The following is a 24,667-nucleotide window of genomic DNA, read 5'->3' on the forward strand; positions in this document are numbered from 1 at the left end:
CGGAGTCACGGCCGGGCGTCGACGGCGGCGAAGAGCACGCCGGCCCACGCGGCGTCGCGCTCGGAGGTGAGGCGGAAGGACGCCCGGTCGCCGGCGCGCGTGAGAAGCCCGTCGAGGTCGAACACGTCGGAGTCGTAGCCGAGGGTGTTGGCGTACGCGGGCACGCGCGAGGAGGGCGCGGACGCCGGGTTGGAGATGGTGCTGTTGAGCACGTCGTCGGCGGGGTTGGCGCCGTTGCCGAGCGCGGTGGCCGTGTCGCCCGCGGTCAGGACGAGGGAGTCGCCGGCGGTGCCGCGGTCGCCGTTGTAGGCCACCATGCCCACCCGGCCCCCGGCGGCCTCCGGGAACGGCAGGTTCCGCAGCGCGAAGGCCGCGCCGGAGTCACCGCTCAGCCGGGCGAAGCCGTCCCACACCGACAGGTGCCGCAGCGGCTCGGCGGCGTTCTCGTACGCCACCACCAGCGTCCAGCCGCCCCACGCGCCGGCCGTCGACCGTCCGCCGGCCACGTTGATCTGCGCGACCGTGTAGAGCCCGGACCCGCTGTCCCGCACCAGCCGCGTCACGTCGGCGGAGGCCTGGAAGGCGTCCATGCCGCCCGATACGCGGTGCCCGACGAGGGTGTCGGCGAGCAACTCCTTGTAGTTGCCGCCCGGCTCGGCGATGAGCACGCGCCCGTTGTCCTCGGCAGGCTTCTGCTCGCCGACGAGCAGGTTGCCGCCCCAGTACAGCCGCGCGTACGTCACCCGCGACCCCTTGGGCAACCGCACCTCCCCCTGGGAGGAGTTGTACGTGTTCTCGTCGTCGTCGACGTCGACGTAGTGCATGTCGAAGTCGCCGTTCACCCCCTGCCGCGTGCCGTTCTGCACCGAACGGCAGGAGGACGCCGAGGCCCGGCAGGTCGCGGAGGAGTTGGCCGCGCGCACGATGTTGCCGTGCTGGAGGGCCCGGTAGCGCTCGCCGAAGGGGAGTGCCTCCGCCTCCGGAGCCGGCGCGGAGGTCGCGGCGGTCGCGGCGACGGCGGCGCCGCAGGGCGCCCAGAGCGCGGTCAGGGCGAGAACGCCCACCGTCGCACGGCGAAGCAGCTGACCCAGGGTTTGGCGCATGACCGTTCGGAGCCTTTCGGAAAGGGTGGCGGCGGCACGGCAGCGGGGACGAGTGCGGTGCGTCCGCCCGGTGAAGGTGCGTCGGAGCACCGCAACTCTAGTCACCAAACGGACAAACAAGGCGAAATTCGCCTAAGTGAGACAAGTGTGTTGGAATCGTGAAGCCCGGTTTGGTGCGGGACCATCCCCGCACCCCGGCTCATCTGCCGGAACGCGCATCAGGGTGACGCCGGCCCGGCCCGAAAGGCGTACGTCCGGTTGCGGGGGTTCGTGGACGCTTCGACGGTGGGTCCAAGATCCGAAAGCCCCGCGAAAGGACTCTCCATGCGCGCTCTGCCGGCCCGGCGCATCGCACTCGGCGCCCTGTGCGCCGCCCTCCTGGTCACCATCACCGGCCCGTCCGCCCTCGCGGCCGACTCCCACCCCGCCCCCGTCGTACAGCTGCCGCAGCCCGACACGGCCCAGGCGGACCTGACCCCGGTCGCCGACCTGGCCCGCGCCATCCTGTCCGCCCCGGGCGGCCAACTCCCCCTGACGGAGGCGCGACGGCTGGCGACGGCGGCACGGTCGGCGGTGGAACGGGCGGGGGCGGACGACCCGGCGACCACGTCGGTCACGGTGGTCGGCAACGGCTCGGCCCTCGCCGCACCGGCCCTTCCCGGCGTCCGCGTCCCGAACCGGGCACCGAGCCTGCTGCTGCCCACGGCCGAGGAGGACACCACCCCGACTGCCGCCACGGACAACGCACTCGGCGCCGTACGGGAGGCGTTGGAGAAACTGTTGGACGTCCTGCTCCCGAAGTCCGACCCGGCCGCCGCGTCGACCGCGGCCACCGAGCCCAGCGGCACGTCGACGACGGAGACGGACGGCACGGGTACCGACACCTCGGCGTCCACGGACACCACGGAGCCGACGGTCGGGATGGACATCGTCGACGAGGCCACGGCGGCCGCGAACGCGAGCGAGACGGCGGCCGACGCGGCCGCCGACGCGGCGCTGACGTCGACCGAGGCGCTGGTGGCCCGGGTGGACGAGCTCCTCGCCGCGCTGGCCGGCACGGACACGCAGACCGCCACGACGCTGCCGGCTCCCGCGGACCCGGCGGCCTCCTCGGGTTCGGCGACCCCCGCCGAACCCGCCGCGGCGCCGGGCCTGCTGCCCGCGCTCACCTCACTCCTGACACCGAATTCCTGAGATACGACCGGAGCTTCGGACGCCCCATCAGTTCATAGAATTCGTATGAGGACTCGGCAATCTTCGATGTCCCGGTTTCCGCTCCGCCCGGGGATCGTTGTGCACGGCGACAGAACCACTCCGGCGACTTGCGTTGCCGAAGAAAGGAACACGATGAAGTCCCTGAAGGCTGCCGCCGTCCTTGCCGGGTCCCTGATCGTCGCCGGTGTCGCCGCGCCCGCGTACGCCGACACCACCGACCTGGCGTCCACCGGCCTCGACACGGGCCTGCGCACCGCGGTTCCCTTCGAACTGATGCCGCTGCAGGACTCGAAGACGCTCGAGACCGACCAGGAATCGGTGATGGGCACCGCGAAGGAGGCGGTGGGCGTCGTGAACGAGGTCAAGCCGGTGCGCGGCGACGTGGGACTGCATGCCTGACCTTTCCCACCCCCAAGCGTGTGGCCCCCGGTGCAGAACCGGGGGCCACACGCTTTACCGCCTGCCGAGAGCCGGCACACGAAAGAAGCCCCGGTGGCGTGAGACCACCGGGGCTTCTCGGGTTCTACGACGGATGTCCGTGGTCGTAGATGCCGGGCTGCTACTTGTTCACGCAGTGGTTGCCGAAAGCGGGGTTCAGGGCCCCGATGATGTTCACGGTGTTGCCGCACAGGTTGACGGGGATGTTGACCGGAACCTGGATCACATTGCCCGACACGACGCCGGGCGAGTGGACGGCCGCACCCTCTGCGCCGGAGTCGGCCGAGGCCATACCGGCGCCGCTGAACACCATGGCGCCCGTGCCGAGAGCCAGGGTGGCCGCCTTCGCGATGCGAGACATCACGTTCTCCTTACTTACTGGTTAAGCGCGGCAGCACGTGGAGCGCCGCACGCACCGCTCAACGCGGGACCGCGGCCCGGGTCACGGGGAATGTCCAGAGATCACTCTTTGATGAGTGTTTGTTCCTGATCGCGAGTCCGCCTCGCCGTGTCGTTCGCCCGTCCGGTGTCGGAATGCACGTCTGTGACCTGCGACTTTGTAGTAAATGTGCGCATCTGGGCGTTTCGACTGTCAAAAGTCGCAAACGTCGCTTACGTTAACAGCGTTCGGTGACCGGTCCGCCACGGACCGTGTCCACACGAGAAACGGAGAGGTAATGCGTAAGTTCCAGAAGGCCGCGGTCGTCGTGGCCATGCTCGGCACCGTCGGTCTCGCCGGTTCCGGCGTCAGCTACGCCGGCGAGGGCCCGGAGTTCGAGCTCAACAACAAGCAGACGACGGCCTGCCCGCAGGACAACTCGGCCCTGGGTCTGATTGCGGTCGACGACGTCAACGCCGGCGTCGGCGCCCTCCTCGGCCTCGGTATCGCGAAGAACGAGGAGACCAACTCGATCGCGTGCGCCTCCAGCGTGGCTCTGGGCGGTCACTGACCACCGTCGGGTGGCTGAGGGCAGGTCCGGAGTCTCGCCTCTCGTGGTTCGAGACCCGGGCCTGCCCGGCCGGCCGGGTGTTGATCCGGGACCGTCGAAGAAAAGGTGCATGGTGAGGTCGAAGAACATGGTGACGACGTCTGCGAGCGTTCTGGGAAGCCTTGCCCTGCTCGCATTCGGGGCGGTGCAGGCCGTGAGCGCCGAAAACCCGGGGACGTGCACGAAGGACGACAAGGGAAACGTTCGTTGCGTCCAGGTGAACGAACACCGTGTGACTGATACGGACAAGGGCGTCCGTATCGACAACAAGACGTCGCAGAGCTGCTCAGGCGAGGGCGAGCTCACCTGCGCCAGCAACCTTGTCGTCGGCTGATTTTCTGGCGTAGAAGGCCGTGCGGTGGCGTCGTACTCGGTTCGATAATTCCGCGGTCGGATTTTCTGAGCGGGTGGCAGCGACGCAGAGGGAATTTTTCGCAAACTTAACGCTGTTCGGCGTTTCGCTATCAATTGCCGCAAGGGCCGTCCTACATTTGGCGGCCGTCAGTGACCGGTGCGGTCCGTCCGGGCCGTGTCAATCGAAGAATGGAGAGGCAATGCGCAAGTTCCAGAAGGCTGCGGTCGTTGTGGCCATGCTCGGCAGCGTCGGCTTCCTCGGTGCGGGCGTCAGCCACGCCGGCGACGACCCGGCTGTGGAGCTGAACAGCGAGCAGGCGACCGCCTGCCCCCAGGACAACTCGGCCAAGGGGCTCATCGTGATCGATGACATCAACCTGGCCGTCGGCATCCTCGGCCTGGGTGTCGCCGAGAACAGCGAGACGAACTCCATCGAGTGCGCCAGCAGCTTCGCCGTCGGCGGCGAGTGATCACTGCAGGCTGATCCGGGCAGGCTCCGGAGTCCTGTCGCCCGTCGGGCGGCGCGGGCTCCGGAGCCTGCCCGGTTCGTTGAGTGAGCCAGGCGCTCAAGACGTCGGCAAGCGGCGTCGCCGTCGGTCAAGGCGGCGCCGAGCGTGAGGAATAGGCAGATGTTCAAGTCCAAGAAGTTGTCAGCGGTGGTCACGGTGCTCGGAGGTGTCGTCCTCCTCGGTTTCGGAGGCGGGCAGGCCGTCGCGGCCGAGAGCCCGGGCAAGTGTTCCGATGACGGCCGGGGCAACATCCGGTGCACGGACAAGAGTGAGCACGAGCTCACCAGCGGGACGTACGGGAAGGTGCGCATCGTCAACGACGTGCAGCAGACCTGTTCCGGTGAGAGGGCTGACGTTTCCTGCGAGACCGGCCTCACCGTCGACGGGCGGAAGGTCTGACGTTCGTCGCCAGGCACCAGGAAGGGCCGGGACCCCTTGTAGGTCCCGGCCCTTCCTGGTGCCCGTGAGTGCTTGGAGCCTTCGGGGGTCACACCTGGGTGAGAGGGCGACGGGGGGAAGGCGCCTCGACCTCGGCGCAGTAGGGGAGTCCTTCAACGGAACGGTCCGTGCAGAAGCGGGCGATCAGATCCGCCGACTCCTCCCTGCGCTCCACCGTGACGAGATGGTCCGCCTCCCTCACGGTGGTGAACAGCGCCCCCGGCATGGTGGCAGCCAACTCCCGCCCCATGTCCGGAGTGCACAGGGTGTCGTGCTCCCCCGTGAACACCAGCGTCGGCACCCTCGGCGCCGGCAGCGGCTCGTAGCACCCGTGCGTCACCAACCGGATGTTGTGCTCGACGGCCTTCCTGATCTCGTCCTGCGTCTGGTTCAGGAACTGCCGCTGGAGCAGTCGCGCCACGGCCGCGTGCCGGCGCACTTTACCCGCCTCCGGGTTCGACATGAACAGCCGCACCAGCCCGTCCGCGGCCCCCGCGATGTCACCCCGCTCCAGCGTCTCAGTCAGCCGCGGCACGGCCTCGCTGTAGAGCGCGGGCAGTCGGTTCGCCGCGGCCGCGAAGACCATGCGCCTGACCGACTCCGGATGGCACTGCGCGAAACGCAGCCCCACGACCTCACCGAAGCAGCCGCCGAACAGATTCACCTCGGACACGCCGATCTCCGTCAGCATGTGCCGCACCGCGTCCCCGAGGAAGCTGATGTCGTACGAAGCCGGAAGGAAGTCCGAGCTGCCGTACCCGGGAAGATCCACCGTGATCAGCGTGCACAGCGGCGCCAGCCACCTCTCGTGGCTCTGCCACGAGTACCGGTTCTGCGACGACCCGCCCAGCAGCAGCAACGGCTCCGTCTGCGGCGCGCCCTGGTGGACGATCCGGCAGGTGTACCGGAACCCCTCGAACACCAGCTCGCGCTCCTCCGCTCGCTCGGGCTCTGAGGGAACGGGCCGGGACCCCTCCGCACGGGGTGAGGCCTGGGCGGCGATGGCGGCAGTGCGCATGAGCGGCTCCGGGAAAGGCGGAACGAAAAAGAGGGCGAACCTCTCCATCCTTACCAATGAACCCACTATTCAGGCGTAACCACCCAATTGTGGGCGATCCTGCCTGAAGTGCCAGCTCGCTAGGGGTATTCGCCCGCCGGGACCGGCCGGTAAGTGCCCGCGTGGGGGAGCGCATCCGCGCGCGAGCGCCCCCCTGGCGGCACCTAGCGGACGATCACGTAGTCCCCGGCCGACGCCCTCGCGCCAGAGGTGGTGTTGCCGTAGTACACCCAGCGCCAGGTGCCGGAGCGCGTTGCCTTCACGGTCGCCCGAAGTGAGCCCGTGCTGCTCGACTTCACCTTCCGCACCGTGGTGTACGAGGTGGCGCCCGCCGCCTTGAACTGCAGGCTCACGGTGCGGCCCGCGTACCCCTGGTACTTGTGCGTGTCCCAGTTGGCCCGGGCGACCTTCCCGGTCACGGTGAGCGTCCTGCCCTTACGGAGCGGCTCCGGCGAGGCGTTGACGGTGACGCGGGTGGCCCGCTTGACCTGGAGCGGGACCTTCACGTCGTCGATGTCGTGCTTGTCACCGGCGAGCCAGACCCGGCCGGCGGTCTTCCACGCGCCCGCGTCCTCGTTGCCGAAGTCGTAGTGGCGCGGGTCGATGTACAGCCGCTCCTCGTAGTCGCAGATGCCCTTCGCCCGGTTCACCACCTTGCAGTCGGAGGTCTCGATCGTGTTCCACAGCTGGTCGCCGGACTCGAGGCTGCCTCGGTAGGGAAACACGGCCACCCCCGGGTCGTGCCTGAGTTTGGTCGTCATCCGGAAGGTCGCGCGCACCACGACCTCCTCCTTGACCCCGATCACGATCGGCTTCCCGCCGTTCACCTTGACGTTGCTGAAGGAGACCCCTCCCTCGGCAGCCCCCGCCGGCACCGCGGAGACCGCCGTGAACGCGAGCGTGGCCCCGCCGGCCACCAACGCGCTCCACATGGCCCTTCTCGTCCTCAAGTGCCTCTCCCTTTCCCCTGTGTGCCGCACGTCTTCGGCGGCTGATTAGGGGACAGGGGAACCCGGCAGGGGGTTGCAGGCGGCGCGGCAACGATTCGATCACCGCGCACGACTCCAACTGCAGGCACGGACGGGCTACTCGCTCAACTCCACGACGCACCTACCCACGCCGGGCCGCCTCCCTCTCGGCGTCTCCCCGCTGCGTCAGCAGGCCCGCGAACGCGTCGAAGTCCGGGACCCAGCCGTCGGGGACACCGGCATGCTCCGCGAAGGGCGCTCGCATCCGCGCGAGGTGAACCGCGCCCCATCCCAGGACGCCGCACGCTCTCCGGCGACCGTGCGAGCAGCACGCCGTTCCCGTCCTCGCCGAAGAACGCCGTATCGATGTGCTCGGTCTCCCTGTGGCCACGCCGACCCCTCGTCGCCCGCCGGCGCGTCGGCGTACCAGGTGGACCAGGTGGACCAGGCGTTCCGCAGCCGCGGCAGTCGCTCCCGCGGCGGGACCCGCGTCAGCCATGAGCGGTCGGCGATCACCACGGTGACATCGAGCCCCGTGACGGGAGCGTGGCGACCCTGCCGGCGTCCCATGCACCGCGCCGAGCAGCGCGAAGCCCTCCCGACGGGAGGGCGGACACTGGCGCCCCCGGCAGAAGCCGAACCTGTGCCCAATGCTGGGCAGGCGCTTGCTCTCCAAGCCCTGCACGAAGTGGCCACGAAGAAGCCTCCCCGCGTTTCCGCTGGTGAGGCTTGGGTTGCGCCCCCGGCAGGACTCGAACCTGCGGCCAAGCGCTTAGAAGGCGCCTGCTCTATCCACTGAGCTACGGGGGCCGGGTGTGGTGGCCGGTCGTCGTGGTGCCCTGGTGGGGGCCTGTCCTCGACGTTGCCGCAGACAAGGATAGGGCTCCCGCATCCTTGTCCCTGTCGCCTCGCCTCCGTGGCTCGATGTGGAGGTTCGGTGAAGCGGTCCTGATAATCGCAGGCAGGTACGAATCGTGCACTCGTTTTGGCCTCTGGCGCATCGGGTGTTGTGCACTCGTTATGCCTCGGCTGTGCCCGCGCCGCAGACGCCCCTTCCATCCGCTTGTGTCCTGTCGGCGCGCGAACGTGCTCATATGCTTCAGAATTACCCTGAAATTGGGCATTCTTCGCATGTGGTGACCTTGGACGTACGGCCTCAGCTGCTCGACGCACTCTCCGCCCTGCGCGACCGTGTCGCCGCCGCACGCTTCCCGCTGCCCCTCGCCGGGGCCGCCCGCGCGCGTGCCAACCGCGACGAACTGCTCGCCCAGCTGGACGACTACCTGGTGCCGCGGCTGAGAGACCCCGGCGCGCCGTTGCTGGCCGTCGTCGGGGGATCCACCGGAGCCGGCAAGTCCACGCTGGTGAACTCGCTCGTCGGCCGGCGCGTCAGCGAGGCGGGGGTGCTGCGGCCGACGACCCGGACGCCGGTGCTCGTCTGCCATCCGGAGGACCACCACTGGTTCAGCGGGATGCGCGTACTGCCCGACCTCACCCGCGTCTGGGTGCCCCACCACCAGGACCCCGCCGACGACCTGCTGTTGCCCGGCGAGGACCCCGCGCGCGTCCTGCGCGTCGAGACCGCCGACACCCTGCCGCCCGGCCTCGCCCTCCTCGACGCGCCCGACATCGACTCCCTGGTCTCCGACAACCGGATCCTCGCCGCCGAGCTCATCAACGCCGCCGACATCTGGATCATGGTCACCACCGCCGCCCGCTACGCCGACGCCGTCCCCTGGCACATGCTGCGCACCGCCAAGGAGTACGACGTGAGCCTGGTCACGGTGCTCGACCGGGTGCCGCACCAGGTCGTCTCCGAGGTGTCACGGCAGTACGGCGCCCTCCTCACCAAGGCCGGGCTCGGCGACGTGCCCCGGTTCACCGTGCCCGAGCTGCCCGAGTCCGCCTGGGGCGGCGGGCTGCTGCCCGGCACCGCCGTCGCCGCGCTGCGCACCTGGCTCGTCCACCAGACGCTCGACCCGGCCGCCCGCCAGCACGTCATGGCCCGCACCGCGTACGGCATCCTCGACTCGCTCAACTCCCGGCTGCCCGAGCTGGCCGGCGCCGCCGCCGCCCAGTACGCCGCCGCGCTGCGCCTCACCTCCGCCGTGGAGACCGCGTACGACAGCGAGCACTCGCGGGTAAGGGGGCGGCTGCAGGCCGGGGCCGTGCTCGCCGGGGACGCCCTCAAGCGGTGGCGCGCCTTCCCCCTCGACTGCACCCCCGGCGAGCTGCTCGACACGCTCGTGGAGAGCCTCAGCGCGCTCCTGCTGTGCGCCGTCGCCGCCGCCGACGAACGCGTCGACGAGGCCTGGCGGCGCGAGCCCGCCGCCGACGCGCCCGAGCTGGCCGCCCGCGACAGCGGCCCGGAGAGCGTCGAGCACCGCATCGGCCTCGCCGTACGGCGCTGGCGGCGCGAGCTGGAGGAACTCGCCGAGGAGGAGGTGCGCGAGCTGGAACGCGGTGTCGCGCCCGAGCCCGAGACGGTCACCGCCCTCGTCGCCACGGTCCTCCTCGGCGGCCGCCGCGCCCGGACCGCCGGGGAGACCCTCGCCGAGCGGATCGGCGCCCACGGCGCGCTGCGGCTGCGCGACCGCGGCGGACGGCTCCTCGTCGCCCACGTGGACAAGATCATGCGCGCCGAACGCGAACGCCGGCTCGCCCCGGTCGACACGCTCGAGGTGCACGCGGAGCCCCAGCCGGAACTCATCGCCGCGTTGTCCGTACTGCAGAAGGAGAGGTGACCGGTGACCGCCGTCACTGACCAGGACCACACCGAGCACCCCGAGCACACCGAGCGACCCGAGTCCTCCGACAGCACCGGGAGGCCCGAGCGCCCCGCCTCCGCGGACGGCGCCGGCGCCTGGGACGACGGGCTGATCGCACGCCGGGTGAGCGGCACCACCGGCACCCCCGGCACCACCCCCGGCACCGCGTCCGGGGCCGTCTCCAGGGCCGTCTCCGGGACTCCCTCGGACGAGCGGCCCGTCGTGGCGGAGCCCCGCGCCTCCACACCGCAGAAGGTGGTCCCCCTGTCGTACGACCCGCAGCTCGCCGCCCGTCTGGACGCGCTGCGCGAACTGGTGGGGCTGAGCCGCGCGCGCCTCGACAGCCGCACCCTCTCCCAGGCGGGACGCGTCCTCGACGAGGCCTCCGCGCGGCGCCGGCTCTCCGGGCAGCACACCGTCGTCGCCATCGCGGGCGCCACCGGCAGCGGCAAGTCGCAGCTGTTCAACACACTGGCCGGGGTGCCCATCTCCGAGACCGGCGTACGGCGTCCCACCACCGCCGCCCCCATCGCCTGCAGCTGGAGCGACGGCGCGGCGAGCCTCATCGAACGCCTCGGCATCCCGCCCCGGCTGCGCCGCCGCCCCCTCCAGGCCATGACGGACGCCGACGAACGGCTGCGCGGACTCGTCCTCGTCGACCTGCCCGACCACGACTCGGCGGCCGTCGAGCACCGCGAGCAGGTGGACCGCGTGCTGGGGCTCGTCGACGCGGTGATCTGGGTCGTCGACCCGGAGAAGTACGCCGACGCCATGCTGCACGAGCGCTACCTGCGGCCCATGGCGGCCCACGCCGAGGTCATGTTCGTCGTCCTCAACCAGATCGACCGGCTGCCCGGCGAGGCCGCCGAACAGGTCCTCGACGACCTGCGACGGCTCCTCGACGAGGACGGCATCGTGCTCGGCGAGTACGGCGAACCCGGCACGACCGTGCTCGCCCTGTCGGCGCTCACCGGGGACGGCGTGGGCGACCTGCGCGAGGCGCTCGCCCGGTTCGTGGCCGAGCGCGGCGCGCCCGCCCGCCGGATCTCCGCCGACGTCGACATCACCGCCGCCCGCCTGTGGCCCGCGTACACGACGCGTCGGCGCACCGGGCTGAGCGAGGAGGCGCGGGAGGAGTTCTCCGACCGGCTCGCGGACGCCGTGGGCGCCACCGCGGCGGGCGAGGCGGCCGAACGCGCCTGGCTGCGCAACGCCAACCGCGCCTGCGGCACCCCCTGGCTGCGGTTGTGGCGCTGGTGCCAGGCGCGGCGCGAGCCCACCACCGGCAGGGTCCCGCTGGGCGGCCGGCCCGACGAGGAGGTCACCGCGCGGCAGCGCGTGGAACAGGCGGTCCGCACGGTCGCCGACCGCGCCTCCGCCGGACTGCCCGCGCCCTGGGCGCAGGCGGTGCGCGAGGCCGCGGTGCGCGGGTCGCAGGGGCTGCCGGAGGCGCTCGACGAACTGGCCGTACGGGCCGGACTGCCGCCGGGACGCCCTCCGCGGCCGGGATGGTGGCCCGTGGCCGTGCTCGCCCAGGCGTCCATGACGATCCTGCAGTTCGTGGGCGGGCTGTGGCTGCTCGGGCAGATCATCGGCGTCATGGCGCCGAACCTGGGCGTGCCGGTGCTGCTGATGGTCATCGGGATCGTGGGCGGGCCGCTCGTCGAGTGGAGCTGCCGGATGGCGGCGCGGGGGCCGGCACGGCGGTACGGGCTGGAGGCGGAGAGACGGCTGCGGGAGGCGGCGGCGGGGTGCGGGCGCGCCCGTGTGCTGGATCCGGTGGCGGCGGAGCTGCTGCGGTACCGGGAGGTGCGGGAGCAGTACGGGCGTGTGGCGGGGGTGGGGACGGGGAGCGTGGGGCGCTGAGACGCGCTTCGGTTCGGGGGAGGGGAGCGTGGGGCGCTGAGACGCGCATCGGTTCGGGGGAGGGGAGCGTGGGGCGCTGAGACGCGCTTGGCCTTTTGGGCGTGTGGGTGGGGGTCACTCGTCCGGGTGGCGGAGTTTTCCACAGGGCGGGGGCGGTCCACAGGGCTCGGCGGGGTCCGGCCCGGCGGAGGCAGTCTGACTGCGCGGTGACCACGGAGCGCGAGGCGTTCCGGGGCCGCCGCGCCAGACGGCAGCCGTACGGGACGGACCCGTACGCGTATCCGCCCGGCCGCCGGTGAGGGAGCCGGCGGGTCCGGGCCAGGGAGGGAAACGCGATGAACGAGACGATGGTGTGCGTGGTGGGCAACGTGGCGACACGGCCCGTGTACCGGGAGACGGTCTCCGGGCCTTCGGCGAGGTTCCGGATCGCGGTCACCGCGCGCTACTGGGACCGGGAGAAGAACAGCTGGGCCGACGGGCACACCAACTTCTTCACGGTATGGGCCAACCGGCAGCTGGCCACCAACGCGGCGGCGTCCCTGTCCGTGGGTGAACCGGTGATCGTGCAGGGCCGGCTGAAGGTGCGGACGGAGACACGGGAGGGCCAGCCCGACTGGATGTCGGCGGACATCGACGCGGTGTCCGTCGGGCACGACCTCGCCCGCGGCACGACCGCCTTCCGCCGCACGCCGCGCCCGGAGTCGAACCCGGCCGCGGACCGCTCGGAACCCGCCTGGGAGACGGATCCTGCACCGTCGCCGCCGGTCGACGGGACGGCCGCGGAGGGGGCGACGGCCGCCGACGACGGCGACGCGACCCAACTGCGGCCGGAAGCAGCCATGGTGACGTGAAATCAGGGGTCACGGTGTCACGCCGCGACTGCTGTCCGAACCAAGGCTTATCGGCGGGTCCGTGTGGAACCGTCCAGCATGGATTTGTCGATAAGCCCTGTTCAGCGATGTCCTCGCGATAACGATTCCGATTCGGATCATCGCTCCGACGCGATCACCGGCAAGCGCTGTCCGACGGCTCCTTAGGATGCCGGGCATGGCTCCGGGGGTCCTCGGGGCCGGAGATTCTGCTGGTGGGACCGCCCCCCACGTAACGGGTCCTGCTCGGAAGGGAATTCGGTGTCTGTTTCGTTCTCCGCGCGGCGCCTGCGCGGACGTGGGTCGGCCCGTCTCGCGGCGGGGACGCTGGTGACGGGGATCGTCGCCACCACCGTGCTCGCCGGTGCCGGAACGGCTTCCGCGGGCGACCCCGGGACGATGCCGCAGCACAACGGAGCGGCCGCGACGATCGACGGGCTCAAGACGTACGGCGCGGCCGTCATCCACGGGGCCTCCGGCGACACCCAGGTGTCGGCGGGGCTGTTCGAGATGTCCGTCGAGGGCGGCGGCATGCTGCACACCTACTGCGTCGACATCCACACCCCCACCCAGCAGGACGCCAAGTACCACGAGACCGCCTGGAGCGGCACCTCGCTCGGCACCAACAAGGACGCCGGCCGGATCCTCTGGATACTCGAGCACTCCTACCCGCAGGTGAACGACCTCGCTGCGCTCGCGAAGAAGGCGGGCGTGCGGGGCCAGCTCACCGAGCAGGACGCGGCGGCCGGCACCCAGGTGGCGATCTGGCGCCACTCCGACGGCGTGGACGTCGACGCGCTCGACCCGCAGGCCGAGCAGCTCGCCGACTACCTGGAGAAGAAGGCGAAGAAGGCGGCGGAGCCGCAGGCGTCGCTGACCCTGGACCCGCCGGTCGTCGCCGGCCGCCCGGGCGAGCGGCTCGGCCCGGTCACCGTCCGCACCGACGCGCGGAGCGTCACGGTCTCCCCGCCGGCGGACGCGGCCACCTCCGGCATACGGATCGTGGACGCCAAGGGCGAGCCCGTCACCACGGCCCGCAACGGCAGCACGCTGTACGTCGAGGTCCCCGAGGACGCGGAGGCGGGCACCGCCCAGCTGACCGTGCAGGCGGCCACGAGCGTGCCGGTCGGCCGTGCCTTCGTCTCCGAGAGCCGCAGCCAGACGCAGATCCTGGCCGGGTCCAGCGAGTCGACGGTCTCCGCGACGGCGAGCGCCGGCTGGGCGGCGGCGGGTGCGATACCGGCGGTCTCGGCCCGCGAGAACTGCGCCGCGGGCGCGGTGGACGTCACGGTCGCCAACGAGGGTGACGCCGCCTTCGCCTTCAAGCTGGCGGGCGCCGAGTACACGGTGGAGGCGGGCAGCTCCCACACGGTGACGGTCCCGCTGAACGAGGACCAGCCGTACGACTTCACCGTCGAGGGGCCGGACGGCTTCCAGCAGCGCTTCACCGGGATGCTCGACTGCCGTACGCGGGCCGCCGAGGTGGGGACGACGACGCAGACCCTCACGGGGCCGACGCCGACCCCGGTGGCCACCCCGGACACGGACACCAACCTGGCCGAGACCGGCGCGTCCAGTGCCACTCCGTGGATCACCGGGACCGCCATCGCCCTGGTCGTCCTCGGCGGCGCGGGCCTGGTCATCACCCGCCAGCGGCAGGGCGCCTCCGGCGACAACGGCTGACGGAGGACGGACGCGGGGCTTGTGCCCCGCGGCGCCTCACGACGGGCGGCCGAGGGCGGCGAGCCAGTCGGTGAGGGTGCGGAAGTCGGAGTCCTGGAGGCCTGTGGCGGGGTCGACGCGGTGGAGGAGCGCCGGCCCGGGGTGGGCGGCGAAGACCCACTGACGGTCGACGGGGCCGATCTCGTCGTCGACCCAGACGAACGGCCGCCCGTCGGCCCACTCGACGAGGGGCCGGGTCTTCCAGTGCAGCCCGCGAAGTCCCGGCTCGTCGGCCTCCGGCCAGTCCAGCACGGGAAGCCTCGGCAGCCCGAGGCGCGGGGCGACGGCCTCGTTCGCCTCCTCCACCCATGTGGTGGCCCACACGAGCGAGCAGCCCAGGGCGAGCAGGCGGGCGCCGAGGGTGGGGTCGAGCCGGGTGAGAAGGGGGTTGCCGCTGTCGGCGGTGGCCAACGGGGGAGGAGGGTCCGGCGACCCGAAGGGGATCAACGGCCCGTCGATGTCGAGGAAGAGGAGGGGACGCTCCGCCGCGGCACTCATGGGCGGGGGTCCCGGCTACGCGGACACCGGGGGCAGCGCGGCCCGTTCGGCTTCGGCGAGGAGGACGCAGAACTCGTTGCCCTCGGGGTCGCCGAGCACGACCCATCCCCAGCCGTCGGGCCGCCGGTGACCGGCGACCAGGGAGGCGCCCAGTGCGAGCAGCCGTTCGACCTCCGCGTCGCGTGAGGTGTCGGGGCGCAGACACAGGCGGAGCCGGTTCTTGGCGGTCTTCGGTTCCGGCACCTGGTTGAAGTACAGGGCCGTGCCGTTCGGCAGGGTGATCGCGGTCTCGGTGTCACCCGGTCCGTCCTCGGGGTCGGCCGGCTGCCCGGTCACCTCGCTCCGGAAGAGGGCGAGTTCGCAGGGGCTCGCGCAGTCGATCGCCATGTTCGCCACCGTCGGGGCCATGCCGGTGATCCTCTCCGAGCGAGCGGACGGGCGCCACCGGAAATGCCGAGGAGACGGACTCACGGTCTCGGCGAGCCGGTTCAGAGCGCCCACCAGCAGAACAGGCGGTGCTTCGCAGAGCGGGCGCGGCCGGCGAGTTCGGTGAGGAGGGCCAGCGCCTCGAGGGCGGTCTCGGGGGTGACGTCGAGCTGGCGCAGTTCGTCGGTTCCGGCCCAGCGGGCCACGACGTCGGTGAGGGAGGTGAGAGGGGGGGTCGTCAGGGCCTCCTGCAGGGTGTCGGAGACGCTGACGACGCACGCGGTACCGGCGTCCGGGGACGCCAGCACCTTGCCGGAGCGAGGGCGCGCGGCGGCCTCGTCGTAGGAGCAGTCGGTGAGCAGGGCCTCCAGGTCGACCATGACGATCACCGGATCGAACCCCCTGAGCGGGAGGGTGTCGAACGCGGAGCCGTGGGGGCCGCCGGGCTGGTCCAGTACCCCGAGGGCGGCGGCGTCGTCCGGGGCCGAGAAGTACGCGCACATGACCATGGGGGTGATCGTGGCACGCACCCGCCCTCGGAGGGATCAGTTCGGGAGGTGGGCGGGTGCGGGTGCCGCCCGCCGGCCGGCCGGGGCGTGGTGGTGGAGGGTGGCGTGGGGGTCGTCCTCGAGCGGTGGGTGGTCGGTGTGGACCGTGGCGGCCGTGAGGCGGGGGACCGCGTGGATGAGGGCGTGTTCGGCGGCGACGGCGATGCGGTGGGCCTCGGCCACGGTGAGCCGCGCGTCCACGACGATGTCCGCCTCCGCGCGCAGGGCGTGGCCGATCCACCGCATCCGCACCTGCCCCGTGTCGAGTACGCCGTCGACACCGCGCAGGGTGGCGTGGGCCGTGGCGACGAGTTCCGGGTCGACGGAGTCCATCAGGCGCCGGTAGACCTCGCGGGCCGCGTCCTTGAGGACCAGCAGGATGGCCAGGGTGATGAGGAGGCCGACGACCGGATCGGCGGCGCGCCAGCCGAGGGCGGTGCCGCCGGCGCCCAGCAGGACGGCCAGGGAGGTGAAGCCGTCGGTGCGGGCGTGCAGGCCGTCGGCCACCAGGGCGGCGGAACCGATGCGGCGTCCGGTGCGGATGCGGTAGCGGGCCACCCATTCGTTCCCGGCGAAGCCGGCGAGCGCGGCGCCGGAGACGGCCCACAGGTGGGTGATGTCGCGGGGGTCGAGGAGGCGGTCGACGGCCGTCCAGGCGGCCAGGACGGCGGAGGCGGCGATGGTGGCGACGATGAGGACGCCGGCCAGGTCCTCGGCGCGGCCGTAGCCGTAGGTGTAGCGGCGGTTGGCCGCGCGCCGGCCGAGGAGGAAGGCGATGCCCAGCGGGACGGCGGTCAGGGCGTCCGCGGCGTTGTGGACGGTGTCGCCGAGCAGGGCCACGGACCCGGACAGGGCGACGATCACGGCCTGGACGACGGTGGTGACGCCCAGGACGGCCAGCGAGATCCACAGCGTGCGCATGCCCTCGCGGGAGGTCTCCAGGGCGGCGTCCACCTTGTCGCCGGCCTCGTGGGTGTGAGGGGTGAGGAGGTGGGCGAGGCGGTGTCTCAACCGCCCTGTCCCTGTTGGCCGGTCATGGTCGTGGTGTGCGTGCTGCTTCCCGTCCATGCGCCACACCGTGGCAGAAGGAACGCATTGCGGCTACAGCCGTCGTACATGGCCTGACCAGGTGCGATGCGCTCGCAACAGCCGTGAGCGCGCACCTGCCCCGACCTGTCACGCGGTCGCCCGACGCGTCAGCCCTTCAGCACGCGCTCGAGCGCCGCCCTGCCCGCCGGGCCCCACGCCGGCTTGCCGCCGGGAAGGCCCAGGTCCCCGTTCCGGCCTATCAGCATGAGGAACAGGCTCTTCAGCGCGGCCAGCCCGCGGGCGCGCCGTATCGTCCCCGCGTCCGTGTTTCCGTAGGCGGCGAAGAAGCGGGAGGCGGCGCCCGCGGGGAGGATGACCCAGGCGGCCGCCAGGTCCCACGCGGGGTCGCCGGCGAACATGTCGCCGAAGTCGATCACGCCCGTAAGCGTTCCGTCCGAGACGACCACATTGGCCGGGTGCAGGTCGCCGTGCACCCAGAGCGGCGGCCCCTCCCACTCGGGCGCGGCGACGGCGTCGTCCCAGACGGCGCGGACGTCGCCCGCGAGGTCGTCGGGGACGACGGCGTGGAAGAACCGGTCGAAGCCGTCCGTGCACTCCTTGGGATGTCCGCCGCGGTCCCTGCTGACCGGCGCGTCGGCGGGCGCCTCCACATGGAGCGCCCGGAGGAAGCCGGCCAGGGTGTCGGCCGCGTGGTCGCCGCGGCTGATCGAGGAGCGGTCCAGCGGATCGCCGGGCACCCACGTCATCACGGTCCAGTGCTTGGGGAAGCGGGCGGACGGTTCGCCGGACCGCACCGGGGTCGGCACCGGAAGCGGCAGACGCGGGGCCAGCACGGGCAGCCATCGCCGCTCGTTGAACTGGAGCTCGGGGGTGGGGTCCATGCGCTGCATACGCACCGCCAGCTCGTCCCCGAGACGCCACATCCGGTTGCCCCAGCCGCCGTCCACCTCGCGGACGGGGAGCCCCGCCAGGTCCGGGTGCTGCTCCCGCAGCAACTCGCGGACCAGGTCGGCGGTGATCTCGATCTCGGTGTCGGTCATGCGGCCGCACAGTACTGGGAGGGAACGCGGGGCCGTGACCGAACGTGACACTCCCGCCGCGCCCCGCACCCGCGTACCCCCAGGTCAGGGCCCTGCCGCGATACGGGTTTCCCCCCAGGGGTGGCGGTCGGGCAAGATGGGGTGTATCTGCCCACTGCCAGATTTCAAGTTGCCGGACGGTTTCTCTTGGCTGAGTTCATTTACACCATGCGCAAGGCGCGCAAAGCGCACGGCGACAAGGTGATCCTCGACGACGTCACCCTGAACTTCCTCCCCGGGGCGAAGATCGGCGTCGTCGGCCCGAACGGCGCCGGTAAGTCGACCGTTCTGAAGATCATGGCGGGGCTTGAGCAGCCCTCGAACGGTGACGCGTTCCTCACGCCCGGCTACACCGTCGGCATCCTGCTGCAGGAGCCGCCGCTGGACGAGTCGAAGACGGTCCTGGAGAACGTGCAGGACGGCGTCGCCGAGATCAAGGGCAAGCTCGACCGGTTCAACGAGATCGCCGAGCAGATGGCGACCGACTACTCCGACGCGCTGCTCGAAGAGATGGGCAAGCTGCAGGAGGAGCTGGACCACGCCAATGCCTGGGACCTCGACGCCCAGCTCGAGCAGGCCATGGACGCCCTGGGCTGCCCGCCCGGCGACTGGCCCGTCACCAACCTCTCCGGCGGTGAGAAGCGCCGCGTCGCGCTCTGCAAGCTCCTCCTCGAGCAGCCCGACCTGCTGCTCCTCGACGAGCCCACCAACCACCTCGACGCCGAGTCGGTGAACTGGCTGGAGCAGCACCTCGCCAAGTACGAGGGCACCGTCGTGGCCGTGACCCACGACCGGTACTTCCTCGACAACGTCGCCGGGTGGATCTGCGAGGTCGACCGCGGCCGCCTGCACGGCTACGAGGGCAACTACTCCAAGTACCTCGAGACCAAGGCCGCCCGCCTCAAGGTCGAGGGCCAGAAGGACGCCAAGCGGCAGAAGCGCCTCAAGGAAGAGCTCGAGTGGGTGCGCTCCAACGCCAAGGGCCGCCAGGCCAAGTCCAAGGCGCGTCTGGCCCGCTACGAGGAGATGGCCGCCGAGGCCGACAAGATGCGGAAGCTGGACTTCGAGGAGATCCAGATCCCGCCGGGCCCGCGTCTGGGCAACGTCGTGGTCGAGGTCAACAACCTCACCAAGGGCTTCGGCGACAAGCTCCTCATCGACGACCTCAGCTTCACCCTGCCGCGTAACGGCATCGTCGGTGTGATCGGCCCGAACGGCGCCGGCAAGACCACGCTGTTCAAGATGATCCAGGGCTTCGAGCAGCCCGACTCCGGCACGATCAAGGTCGGCGACACGGTCAAGATCTCGTACGTCGACCAGAGCCGCGAGAACATCGATGCCAAGAAGACGCTGTGGGAGGTCGTCTCCGACGGCCTCGACTACATCAACGTCGGACAGGTCGAGATGCCGAGCCGGGCGTACGTGTCCGCGTTCGGGTTCAAGGGTCCGGACCAGCAGAAGCCGGCCGGTGTGCTCTCCGGCGGTGAGCGCAACCGCCTCAACCTCGCGCTCACCCTCAAGCAGGGCGGCAACCTGCTGCTCCTCGACGAGCCGACCAACGACCTCGACGTCGAGACGCTCTCCTCCCTGGAGAACGCGCTGCTGGAGTTCCCCGGCTGCGCCGTGGTCGTCTCCCACGACCGGTGGTTCCTCGACCGCGTGGCGACGCACATCCTGGCCTACGAGGGCGACTCCAAGTGGTTCTGGTTCGAGGGCAACTTCGAGTCGTACGAGAAGAACAAGATCGAGCGGCTCGGCCCGGACGCCGCCCGCCCGCACCGCGCCACCTACAAGAAGCTGACCCGGGGCTGATCTCTTGCGGCACATCTACCGCTGCCCGCTGCGCTGGGCGGACATGGACGCGTACGGCCACGTCAACAACGTGGTGTTCCTCCGCTATCTGGAGGAGGCCCGTATCGACTTCCTGTTCCGCCCGGAGAAGGACTTCCAGCAGGGGTCCGTGGTGGCGCGCCACGAGATCGACTACAAGCGGCAGCTCGTGCACCGGCACCACCCGGTCGACGTCGAGCTGTGGGTCACGGAGATCAGGGCGGCGTCCTTCACCCTCACCTACGAGGTGAAGGACGACGACCTGGTCTACGTCCGCGCGTCGACGGTGATCGTGCCGTTCGACTTCGAGGCGCAGCGGCCCCGCCGTATCACCGAGGAGGAGCGCGCCTTCCTCAAGGAGTACATGGACGACTCCGGGAGCCAGGGGGCCGTCGCCGCATGACGGTGCTCCACCTCGCCGACGAGGGGGAGGCGGCGGACCTCGCCGCCTTCCTCTCCCGGCTGCTCCACTACGACCGTGGAGCAGCGGTACGCCTGCAGGCCGCCGGCACGGCGCTCGCCGTGTTCGGCCGGCCGCCCTCCTTCGAGGTGCTGGCGATCCGCGCGGTGCGGCTGGCCAAGCCGTACGAGAACGGGCTCGACGTCACCCTGGACGTGACCGTGTCCGCCGGCGAGCTGCTGGAGTCGGTGGACGAGTCCGCCGCCACCGCGGCCGTCCCGGCGGCGGTCACCGGGCCGCCGTGGGCCGGGGTGCTCCCGCCTCGCGGTGGCTGGCAGCCCGTGCCGGGGTTGCCCGGGCCGGAGCGGCTGCGGGGGCTCGTCGCCGCGTCTGTCGCGGAATTCCGGTCCCGGAGTGAGCAGTTGCCGCCCGAGCAGCGGACGCGGACCGAACTCGACCGGATCGGGCGGGAGATATGGTCCCGCACGGTCGCGGACACCGGTCTGCCCGTGCGTGCCGTGCACGCCGCCCAGTCGCTCGGATTCCTCCGTGGTGAGGACCAGGCCCTGTTCTCGTCCGGCTCGTGGCTGCGGCTGCGGACGCCCTTCGGGTCCGTCGCCGTCCGCCGGGCGGGCGTGGGGGCACTTGGGCTCAGCGTCCGCTGAGGGGTTCGGGCTCGGGGCGCGGGCGCGCTCTCGGGTGCGGCGTTCGCTGACTCGCGGCACCTTTCTCGCGTCCCCGCGTCCGCTGGCCCGGCGCCCGCCGAGTTCACCCCTCCTCCCGCCCGCTGTCGTCCGGCCACACCCCGATGTGGTCGGACTCCAGTTCCAGGGCCACCCTGTCCCGCATGCCCAGTGCGCCGGTGTACTCGGACGGGAGTTGGAGGCGGCCCGCGCGGTCCAGCATCGCGTATTCGCGGGCGACCACCTTCTCGTGGCCCGTGGCCTCGTCGACCTCGCTGCGGCGCAGGACCTCCGTCGAGGTGCGGCCGTCGCGGATGGCGACCGTGCGGCTGACCTCGTTGGCCACCGCCTGGTCGTGGGTGACGATCACGACGGTCGTGCCGAGCCGTTCGTTGGCCGTGCGGAACGCGGCGAAGATCCGCTCGCCGGTGTGCGAGTCCAGCTCGCCGGTCGGTTCGTCCGCGAGCAGCACCGCCGGGTCGCCCGCGAGGGCCACGGCGATGGCGACCCGCTGCTGCTGACCGCCGGACATCTCGTGCGGGCGCCGGTCCCGGCAGTCCGCCACCTCGAGCATCTCCAGGAGTTCCAGGGCGCGTTCGGCGCGGGCCCGGCGCGCTGAGCGGGAGCGTCCGCCGGGGCGGCCGGAGAGCTGCATCGGCAGCGCCACGTTCTGCGCCGACGTCAGATACGGCAGCAGATTGCGGGAGGTCTGCTGCCACACGAAGCCGACGACCTCACGGCGGTAGGCGAGCCGGTCCCGCGCCGACATCGTCAGCAGGTCACGGCCCGCCACCCGGGCCGCGCCGGCCGTGGGGGTGTCCAGGCCGGCCAGAATGTTCATCAGGGTCGACTTGCCGGAGCCGGACGCCCCCACCAGCGCCATCAGTTCGCCCTCCCGCACCAGCAGGTCGAGCCCCTGGAGCGCCTGCACCTCCACGCCGTCCGCGGTGAACACACGCACCAGGCGGTCGCAGGTGATGAGCGCGTCATGGCCGTACGCGGGCCGGTCGCGGCGGGCCGTGACGCGCTCGGTGAGGTCGGCGAGGGTCGGGTCCGAGGTCATCGGGAGCCTCCTGCGGGGAGAGACACGGAGTCGGGCGGGGTCATCGGACGTCACCCGCCCGAAGTTCGCGGACCGCGCCCCTGCGCCCCGACCACCAGGCCTGGGCCGCCGCGACGCCGACGGTCAGGGCGACCACCGCCAGCGCCGGCACCAGCAGGGACAGCTGGTCGGCGCGCAGCAGGGCGCGTCCCGCGGCGGGCGCGCCCGAGGCGACGGCGACCGTCGTCAGGTCGATGCCGGGCGCGAGCAGCCGTATCGCCGCCCACGCGGTGAGGGCGCCGCCGACCGCGGCGAGCAGTGCCTGCGGCAGCGACTCCAGGATCAGCAGCCGTCTGCCCTGGGCGCGGGTGAGGCCCATGGTGCGCAGCCGGGCCAGCAGCGCGGCGCGTTCGGGCGCGGCGCGCAGCAGGGTCAGCAGCAGGGCGAGCGCGGCGTACCCGGCGCCCGCCGCCACGGCGGCCGCGTAGACGCGCTCGGCGCCGGTCTGCAGGGGCGACTCGACGGTGGCGGCGACCACGTCCGACCGGAGCCGGACCTGCGCGTCCCCGCCGGCCGCCTTCTTCAGCGCCGCCGCGTCCGGGTCGTCGCCGGTGACGAGCAGCCCGGTGGGCGGTTCGAGGCAGGTGCGCAGGGCGGAGCCGTCCACCACCAGGAAGTCGTCCGCGCCGAGCGCCGGCGTCCAGGTGCGCACCGCCACGATCCGCGCGGTGAACGAGTCGCCGTCGTCCAGGATCACCGGGAACGGGTCGTCGCCGAACCGCTCCTCCATCGCGGGGGAGCCCAGCGCGGGCACCGCGTCGTCGTCCTCACCGTCCGCCTTCAGCGTGTCCGCGTCGAAGGCGCCGGAATCCAGACGGCCGCTCAGCGCCGCGTACGCGTCCGGTTCGACCCCGGCCAGGGACACGCGCTGGCTTCCGGCGAGCGCGGTGTACGACACCTTCACCGGGGTGACGTCCTCGACGCCGGGGGCGCGCCGTACGCGTTCCTCCACGTTCGCCGCTCCCTCGCCGAGGTTGTCGACGCGGGCGTCCGCGCCGACGGCGAACACCGCGGCGCGCTCCCGGGCGTCGGTCACCCCGGTGAGGACCGAGCCGCCGAACGCGGCGGTGGTCAGCGCGGTCAGCAGCGCGAGCAGCGGCAGCACCGTGGAACCGCCCGCGCGTCCCGCCCGGGCCAGCGACAGCGGGCCGACCACACCCCGCATCCGCCGCGCCGGGCGGGCCAGGCCGCGCAGCGGCAGCGGGTACAGGCGCACCAGCACCAGGGCGGCGATCACCGCCACGAGCACGGGGGCCAGCGACACCAGCTCGTCGCCGGTGGGGTCGCCCTCGGCGGACGTGCCGCGCGTCCGCAGGGTCAGAACCGCGCCCGCCGCCACGGCGAGCAGCGTCACCTCGGCGACCAGGCGCCGCTGGGACGGGCGGGCCCGGACCACGTCCTCGCGGCCGGTGTGCACCCCCACGGCACGGTGGACGGCCACGGCGCGCAGCGGCAGGGCGAGGGCGGCGATCACGGCGACGGCGCCCGCCGCGGCCACGGACTGCGCGGTCCGGCCGGTGCCGACGGTAAGCCGCGCGGCCAGCAGACCGAGGGCGGCGGCGGGCACGGCGACCACCGCCGTCTCCGCGAGCAGCCGGCCCGCAAGACCGCGGAGCGAGGCGCCCCGGGCGCGCAGCAGGGTGAGTTCGGCGCGGCGGCGCTCGGCGGCGAGGCCGCCCGCCATGCACAGGACCACGGCCGCGACCGTGCCGGTGCCGAAGGCGGCGACGGCGACGAGGGGACCGATGGCCGACCACAGGCCCTCGTAGCCGCCGAGCACGTCGTCGAGGTCGGTGGACACGTCCAGGTGCGGTGAGACGGTCGCGGTGACCCGCTCCAGCAGCGGCCCGCCCTCCAAGGAGGCGATGACCGACGTCAGTTCTTCCAGGTCACGGCCTTGCAGGGCCGTGAGGTCGGGGGCCAGGTTCCAGTACCGCGCGGGTGCCCCCGGCGTGTCCAGGAGCGCCGGGCCCGCGTCCGGCGCCAGCAGCAGGGCGCCGGCCCAGTACTGGCTGGGCACGGGGCCCTGGGTGGCCATGCGGTGCGGCCGGCCCAGTTCGGGGATCGTGGACCAGTAGGCCCCGTCCGGTTCGCGGGGGGCGACCAGGCCGGTGACGCGCACGGCGAACGGGTCGCCCTCCGCCCGGGTGAAGTGGACGACCGAGCCCACCCGGATGTTCAGCTTCGCGGCCGTCTCCGTGGTGACGGCGGCCTCCAGTCCGGCGGCACCGGTGCCGTCAGGGGCCTTCGGCAGCCGGCCTTCCGTGAGCCGGGAGTGTTCGGCAATGCCACCCTGCGCCACCAGGTGGAACACCGGGGCGACACCGTCCGGCTGGGACAGGTACGGGTCCGGGGCCTTCATGGGCCGGGTGGTGCGCACCCCGGCCGACGACTGGTCCTCGTCCAGGGGCAGCGCGCGGCCCGGCAGCGCGAGCAGCTGCGCGAACGGGCCCTCCACCCGCTCCCGGGAGAGCAGGTCCTCCCACGGCCCGTCGCTCAGGAACATGTCGGCGTCCGACGTCTGGATCTGGACGCTGGTGCGGACCGGCCCCGCGTCCTCCAGCGCCCGGCGCATGCCCCGCTCGTCGTACCGGTCGAAGGCCGGCGGCAGCGCGGCGGCGAGGAACGCGGTCACCGCGACCAGCAGCGCGAGCGCCGCCGCCGTGCCCGGCGCGGTCCGCAGCCGGGTGCGCACCCAGGGCACCGTCACCCGTGAGGCAGCCGTGCGCGGCCGTCCGGAGGGCCGTCCGGTCAC

Annotated in this window: 24 protein-coding genes and 1 tRNA gene; 13 read left to right on the plus strand and 12 right to left on the minus strand. The window is 72.2% G+C overall.

What is annotated here, in order from left to right; genetic code table 11:
* Window positions 1-5: 5 nt before the first annotated feature.
* Window positions 6-1,103 (minus strand): DUF3344 domain-containing protein, encoded by a 1,098-nt coding sequence (locus ACQY0Z_RS12030; RefSeq protein ID WP_189898087.1) that lies wholly within the window; start codon window positions 1,101-1,103, stop codon window positions 6-8.
* Window positions 1,104-1,427: 324 nt separating this feature from the next.
* Here ACQY0Z_RS12030 and ACQY0Z_RS12035 point away from each other — a divergent pair, with 324 nt between their 5' ends.
* Both ACQY0Z_RS12035 and ACQY0Z_RS12040 read left to right on the plus strand, forming a co-directional pair.
* A complete protein-coding gene (locus ACQY0Z_RS12035) occupies window positions 1,428-2,297 on the plus strand; it encodes a hypothetical protein (protein ID WP_189898089.1) in 870 nt (289 codons plus the stop codon).
* A 153-nt stretch (window positions 2,298-2,450) separates the two neighbouring features.
* The gene (locus ACQY0Z_RS12040) at window positions 2,451-2,717 is read left to right on the plus strand and encodes a hypothetical protein (RefSeq protein ID WP_189898090.1); all 267 of its coding nucleotides are present in this window, start codon (window positions 2,451-2,453) and stop codon (window positions 2,715-2,717) included.
* Window positions 2,718-2,877: 160 nt separating this feature from the next.
* Here the strand turns inward: ACQY0Z_RS12040 and ACQY0Z_RS12045 are convergent, their stop codons facing one another.
* Window positions 2,878-3,117 carry a chaplin gene (locus ACQY0Z_RS12045; RefSeq protein ID WP_189898093.1) on the minus strand — a complete coding sequence of 80 codons (240 nt, stop codon included), beginning with the start codon at window positions 3,115-3,117 and terminating at the stop codon, window positions 2,878-2,880.
* 316 nt (window positions 3,118-3,433) lie between these two features.
* Here ACQY0Z_RS12045 and ACQY0Z_RS12050 point away from each other — a divergent pair, with 316 nt between their 5' ends.
* From ACQY0Z_RS12050 to ACQY0Z_RS12065, 4 genes are all read left to right on the plus strand, one after another.
* The gene (locus ACQY0Z_RS12050) at window positions 3,434-3,706 is read left to right on the plus strand and encodes a hypothetical protein (protein ID WP_189898095.1); all 273 of its coding nucleotides are present in this window, start codon (window positions 3,434-3,436) and stop codon (window positions 3,704-3,706) included.
* A 109-nt stretch (window positions 3,707-3,815) separates the two neighbouring features.
* Window positions 3,816-4,079 (plus strand): hypothetical protein, encoded by a 264-nt coding sequence (locus tag ACQY0Z_RS12055; protein ID WP_439812239.1) that lies wholly within the window; start codon window positions 3,816-3,818, stop codon window positions 4,077-4,079.
* 220 nt (window positions 4,080-4,299) lie between these two features.
* The gene (locus ACQY0Z_RS12060; RefSeq protein ID WP_189898098.1) at window positions 4,300-4,569 is read left to right on the plus strand and encodes a hypothetical protein; all 270 of its coding nucleotides are present in this window, start codon (window positions 4,300-4,302) and stop codon (window positions 4,567-4,569) included.
* Between the two features lie 159 nt (window positions 4,570-4,728).
* On the plus strand, window positions 4,729-5,007 hold the full coding sequence (locus ACQY0Z_RS12065; protein ID WP_189898100.1) for a hypothetical protein: 279 nt from the start codon (window positions 4,729-4,731) through the stop codon (window positions 5,005-5,007).
* An 88-nt stretch (window positions 5,008-5,095) separates the two neighbouring features.
* Here the strand turns inward: ACQY0Z_RS12065 and ACQY0Z_RS12070 are convergent, their stop codons facing one another.
* The 3 genes from ACQY0Z_RS12070 to ACQY0Z_RS12080 form a co-directional block, all read right to left on the minus strand.
* On the minus strand, window positions 5,096-6,064 hold the full coding sequence (locus ACQY0Z_RS12070) for an alpha/beta fold hydrolase (protein WP_254588156.1): 969 nt from the start codon (window positions 6,062-6,064) through the stop codon (window positions 5,096-5,098).
* Window positions 6,065-6,267: 203 nt separating this feature from the next.
* Entirely contained in the window at window positions 6,268-7,035 is a 768-nt protein-coding gene (locus ACQY0Z_RS12075) for a hypothetical protein (RefSeq protein WP_254588159.1), read from the minus strand.
* Window positions 7,036-7,808: 773 nt separating this feature from the next.
* A tRNA-Arg gene (locus ACQY0Z_RS12080) sits at window positions 7,809-7,881 on the minus strand.
* A gap of 323 nt (window positions 7,882-8,204) precedes the next feature.
* Here ACQY0Z_RS12080 and ACQY0Z_RS12085 point away from each other — a divergent pair.
* The 4 genes from ACQY0Z_RS12085 to ACQY0Z_RS12100 all read left to right on the plus strand — a co-directional run bounded on the left by ACQY0Z_RS12085 (window position 8,205) and on the right by ACQY0Z_RS12100 (window position 14,257).
* Complete coding sequence (locus ACQY0Z_RS12085; RefSeq protein WP_189898103.1) at window positions 8,205-9,815, plus strand: dynamin family protein; 1,611 nt, start codon at window positions 8,205-8,207, stop codon at window positions 9,813-9,815.
* A gap of 3 nt (window positions 9,816-9,818) precedes the next feature.
* A complete protein-coding gene (locus tag ACQY0Z_RS12090; protein ID WP_381726952.1) occupies window positions 9,819-11,705 on the plus strand; it encodes a GTP-binding protein in 1,887 nt (628 codons plus the stop codon).
* A gap of 335 nt (window positions 11,706-12,040) precedes the next feature.
* Window positions 12,041-12,556, plus strand: a complete 516-nt coding sequence (locus tag ACQY0Z_RS12095; RefSeq protein WP_189898107.1) for a single-stranded DNA-binding protein — start codon at window positions 12,041-12,043, stop codon at window positions 12,554-12,556.
* A gap of 279 nt (window positions 12,557-12,835) precedes the next feature.
* The gene (locus ACQY0Z_RS12100; protein WP_381730692.1) at window positions 12,836-14,257 is read left to right on the plus strand and encodes a Cys-Gln thioester bond-forming surface protein; all 1,422 of its coding nucleotides are present in this window, start codon (window positions 12,836-12,838) and stop codon (window positions 14,255-14,257) included.
* Window positions 14,258-14,293: 36 nt separating this feature from the next.
* Here the strand turns inward: ACQY0Z_RS12100 and ACQY0Z_RS12105 are convergent, their stop codons facing one another.
* From ACQY0Z_RS12105 to ACQY0Z_RS12125, 5 genes are all read right to left on the minus strand, one after another.
* Window positions 14,294-14,794 (minus strand): HAD domain-containing protein, encoded by a 501-nt coding sequence (locus ACQY0Z_RS12105; RefSeq protein WP_439812240.1) that lies wholly within the window; start codon window positions 14,792-14,794, stop codon window positions 14,294-14,296.
* Between the two features lie 15 nt (window positions 14,795-14,809).
* Window positions 14,810-15,202 (minus strand): VOC family protein, encoded by a 393-nt coding sequence (locus ACQY0Z_RS12110; RefSeq protein ID WP_439812241.1) that lies wholly within the window; start codon window positions 15,200-15,202, stop codon window positions 14,810-14,812.
* Window positions 15,203-15,282: 80 nt separating this feature from the next.
* The gene (locus ACQY0Z_RS12115) at window positions 15,283-15,729 is read right to left on the minus strand and encodes a hypothetical protein (protein WP_439812242.1); all 447 of its coding nucleotides are present in this window, start codon (window positions 15,727-15,729) and stop codon (window positions 15,283-15,285) included.
* Window positions 15,730-15,765: 36 nt separating this feature from the next.
* Window positions 15,766-16,836, minus strand: coding sequence for a cation diffusion facilitator family transporter (locus tag ACQY0Z_RS12120; RefSeq protein WP_381730694.1), 1,071 nt, complete (start codon window positions 16,834-16,836; stop codon window positions 15,766-15,768).
* 128 nt (window positions 16,837-16,964) lie between these two features.
* Window positions 16,965-17,858: an aminoglycoside phosphotransferase family protein gene (locus tag ACQY0Z_RS12125; protein ID WP_439812243.1), complete on the minus strand. Its 894-nt coding sequence runs from the start codon at window positions 17,856-17,858 to the stop codon at window positions 16,965-16,967.
* A 186-nt stretch (window positions 17,859-18,044) separates the two neighbouring features.
* Between ACQY0Z_RS12125 and ettA the strand changes: the two genes are divergently transcribed.
* From ettA to ACQY0Z_RS12140, 3 genes are read left to right on the plus strand one after another with little or no spacing between them, the layout of a single operon-like run.
* Complete coding sequence (gene ettA, locus ACQY0Z_RS12130) at window positions 18,045-19,709, plus strand: energy-dependent translational throttle protein EttA (protein WP_189898120.1); 1,665 nt, start codon at window positions 18,045-18,047, stop codon at window positions 19,707-19,709.
* 4 nt (window positions 19,710-19,713) lie between these two features.
* The gene (locus ACQY0Z_RS12135; RefSeq protein ID WP_019527603.1) at window positions 19,714-20,130 is read left to right on the plus strand and encodes an acyl-CoA thioesterase; all 417 of its coding nucleotides are present in this window, start codon (window positions 19,714-19,716) and stop codon (window positions 20,128-20,130) included.
* A complete protein-coding gene (locus tag ACQY0Z_RS12140; protein WP_347226742.1) occupies window positions 20,127-20,792 on the plus strand; it encodes a hypothetical protein in 666 nt (221 codons plus the stop codon). Before ACQY0Z_RS12135 ends, ACQY0Z_RS12140 begins: the two co-directional genes overlap by 4 nt.
* Before the next feature lie 103 nt (window positions 20,793-20,895).
* On the opposite strand, the gene ACQY0Z_RS12145 is transcribed toward ACQY0Z_RS12140, so the two are convergent.
* Both ACQY0Z_RS12145 and ACQY0Z_RS12150 read right to left on the minus strand, forming a co-directional pair.
* Window positions 20,896-21,873, minus strand: a complete 978-nt coding sequence (locus tag ACQY0Z_RS12145; RefSeq protein WP_189898123.1) for an ABC transporter ATP-binding protein — start codon at window positions 21,871-21,873, stop codon at window positions 20,896-20,898.
* A gap of 40 nt (window positions 21,874-21,913) precedes the next feature.
* Entirely contained in the window at window positions 21,914-24,667 is a 2,754-nt protein-coding gene (locus ACQY0Z_RS12150) for an ABC transporter permease (protein WP_439812244.1), read from the minus strand.

This window comes from Streptomyces sp. P9-2 (assembly GCF_051903975.1).
GTDB classification, from domain to species: Bacteria; Actinomycetota; Actinomycetes; order Streptomycetales; family Streptomycetaceae; genus Streptomyces; species Streptomyces cellulosae.